Below are 2,621 nucleotides of genomic sequence, written 5' to 3'. Positions count from 1 at the left end.
TGTCAAGGGACATGAGGGCGTCCCTGTAGGCGGACAGCTGGTGTCCCTGTGCGCGGACAGCTGATCTCCCTGCCGGCGGTCAGCTGATCTCCCGCCCGGGTCAGGTCAACGGCATCACCCCGCGTCCGGCGGTAGCGTCCCGCAACCGCAACGAGGTGCCCTCGGTGATCACGACATGCGCATGGTGCAACAACCGGTCGACCGCCGCGGTCGCGAGAGTCTTCGGCATGATCGTGTCGAACCCGGACGGGTGCAAATTGCTGGTCACCACCACACTCCGCCTCTCATAGGCGGCATCGACAAGACGGTAGAACGCCTCGGCAGCGGCCTGACCCGACGGCAGCATCCCGATATCGTCGACCACGATCAACTCGGCACGAATGATCTTGGTGATGGTTTTGGTGATCGACCCGTCCACCGCGGCCCGCCCGATCGCGGCGGTCAACGATTCGAGGGTGAACCACGACACTCGCATCCCCGCATCGATCACCGCATGCGCAAGCGCCTCGACGAAATGCGTCTTGCCGGTCCCCGACGGTCCGCTGATCGCCAGGTTCTCGGCGCGCTGCACCCACTCCAACGTGGCCAGGGCCTGCTGGGTCGGCGCCGGGATCAACGAATCCTGTTCCCGCCATGAGGAAAACGTCTTCCCAGCAGGAAGGCCCGCGGTTTTGCGGCGCATCGCCTTCGTCGCCTCGTCCCGGCCGCGGACCTCCTCGTCGAGCAGCACCTTGAGGACCTCGGTCGGATCCCACCGCTGCGCTTTCGCGGTCGCCAGCACCTCCGGTGCAGCGGCGCGGAGGTAGGGCAGGCGCATCCGTTTGAGGACGGCAACGAGGTCGTCGGGCAACGGCGGCGCAATCGGGCTCATGACCCGACTCCGGTTCCGGCGACACCGAATCCGGCCCAGGCCGCGGTGCCGGGCTGAACGGAATGAGCCTCGTCGGCGATGACGAGCCCTGTCTCGGCTGCGGTGGCGGTGTGGTGCGCGACGATCGCCGACAGGTCCCCCTCGGCGAACCGACCCGCGTCGGCTGCCACCGACAACGCCGCATCGACGACCTCGACGCCGACGAACGCCGCCAACTCGACCGCTGCGGTCATCTTCGCCCGGATCCGCACCGTCCCGGCCGCCGACGCCGCAACCAACCAGGTATGTGCCCCTGGCCCGAGGTCGAGGAACCGGGCCTCGGCCGCGGAGCGGGCCTTCGGGACCGGCGGCTTCGGTGCACCGCCCGGTTCTTGCGGGTGGTCGGGGTAGTGCGCCGGATCGATCCGCGGGTTCCCCGGTGTCGACAGTAAATGCCTGGCAACCTCACTCAAACCCCTCCTGTGTCCAGCCCAGTCCGGGACCTGGTGCAGGGCATCGAGATCGGCGACGACGACCAGGTCCGCGCCGGCAGCGCGCACCCACACTTCGGTGCCGACCAACCCCGGCGGCGTCGAATACCGCACCGACCCGAACCGGATCGTCTGATCGGTGCCGACACTGCGGGTCGTGCCCAACGCCAGAGTGTGCGGGGCCGACGGCAGAGTGTGCAGGCGGCCGCGTTCCTCGGCCAGGGCCTCGTCCGGAACGCGGGCGCTTTCACGGTGCCGACGCGCATTGACCGTGGCGCACAATTGTTCGCACGCGGTCTCGAGGTCGGCGAACGAGGTGTACTCCGGCAGCAGGTTCGCGTCGGTGGGCACCAGATCTGCTTTGGCGATCTTGACGGTTGCTTCGCTGCCGCCCTTGGATTGGGGGTCATAGGGCACGCAGGTGTGCACGGCCATGCCGTAGTGGCGGGCTGTTTCGACGATCTGCGGGTGCCGCACCGGGATTCCGGCGACGTGATCGATGCTCACGGTGCGTGGATTGTCGGTCAACGCGTAGGTCGGCACTCCACCGAAGCGGCGCACCGTGGCATCGAGGCACGCGATCAACGTCGGAAGGGTTTGATCCCACACCGGGATCACGACGCGGTAGCGTGACCACGCCAACCAGGCGCAGAACAACAGGGTCGAACGCAGGATCCCGCCCGGGCCGGGCACTTTCGGGCCGTCACCCCAGTCGAACTGCATCCATAAACCCGGTTCGGTGATCCACGGCCGATAGGTGCGGCGGTGCCCGGCCTGCCATGCTGCTTTCGCATCCGCGACGGCGCGTCGGGTGGTGCGTTCGGTGCCGTCGAAGCCGAGGGCGACGAGGCGTTCGTGGACGATGTCGGCGCGGACCCTGCCTTTGCTGCGCTCGACCCATTGCTCGATCTGGGGTAGGTGCTCGTCGATGATGCGGGGTCGCCGCGAGGGGCCGGTCACCGGCATCCCGGCGTCGCGGGCGGTGACGTAGCGTCGGACGGTTTTCGGATCGACCCCGGCCAGCTGCGCGGCGGAGTGCGCGTTGCCGGTGGTGTCGTAGGCCTCGAGAATTTCCATGATGTCCCTGTCAGACTTCTTCATGCGTCCCTCCGGTGGGTTTTGCTCGTAGGTGGTCGAAGACCTCGAGCAAAACCCCGGAGGGGCGCCTGTGTCAGGACCGACACACCGCCGGCCCCCATGTTCATCGACAGGGAGATCAGCTGTCCGTCAGCAGGGACGAACGTGTCCGCCTACAGGGAGGTTGGCATGTCCGCTAGCAG

General features: G+C 67.6%; 2 protein-coding genes. Both read right to left on the bottom strand.

Going from position 1 to position 2,621, the window contains the following annotated elements:
- Positions 1-100 precede the first annotated feature (100 nt).
- Positions 101-871 carry an IS21-like element helper ATPase IstB gene (istB, locus tag ACFWAY_RS53425; RefSeq protein WP_378516495.1) on the bottom strand — a complete coding sequence of 257 codons (771 nt, stop codon included), beginning with the start codon at positions 869-871 and terminating at the stop codon, positions 101-103.
- Positions 868-2,442 carry an IS21 family transposase gene (istA, locus tag ACFWAY_RS53420; RefSeq protein WP_378516494.1) on the bottom strand — a complete coding sequence of 525 codons (1,575 nt, stop codon included), beginning with the start codon at positions 2,440-2,442 and terminating at the stop codon, positions 868-870. The genes istB and istA overlap by 4 nt, the downstream gene beginning before the upstream one ends.
- Between the last annotated feature and the right edge of the window lie 179 nt (positions 2,443-2,621).

This window comes from Rhodococcus sp. NPDC059968 (assembly GCF_042738615.1).
GTDB lineage: Bacteria > Actinomycetota > Actinomycetes > Mycobacteriales > Mycobacteriaceae > Rhodococcus_F.
Note: the sequence above shows the minus strand (reverse complement) of the source record. Positions and strands in the feature narration are given on the sequence as shown.